Below are 322 nucleotides of genomic sequence, written 5' to 3' on the forward strand. Positions count from 1 at the left end.
CGGCTTCCGCGGTGGTGACCGTGCCGAGGGCGGTTTCCGCGGCGGTGAGCGTCGTGAGGGCGGCTTCCGCGGTGGTGACCGTCGTGAGGGCGGCGACCGTCGTGAGGGCGGCTTCCGTGGCGGTGACCGTGCCGAGGGCGGTTTCCGCGGTGGTGACCGTCGTGAGGGTGGCTTCCGCGGTGGTGACCGTGCCGAGGGCGGTTTCCGCGGCGGTGAGCGTCGTGAGGGCGGCTTCCGCGGTGGTGACCGTGCCGAGGGCGGTTTCCGCGGCGGTGACCGTCGTGAGGGCGGCTTCCGCGGTGGTGACCGTGCCGAGGGCGGT

Annotated in this window: 1 protein-coding gene; it reads right to left on the bottom strand. The window is 74.5% G+C overall.

Going from position 1 to position 322, the window contains the following annotated elements:
* The coding region (locus D2L64_RS27430; RefSeq protein WP_199714830.1) for a hypothetical protein at nt 1–322 on the bottom strand (322 nt) is incomplete at both ends.

It is taken from the genome of Micromonospora radicis, assembly GCF_003583405.1.
Classification (GTDB): domain Bacteria; phylum Actinomycetota; class Actinomycetes; order Mycobacteriales; family Micromonosporaceae; genus Micromonospora; species Micromonospora radicis.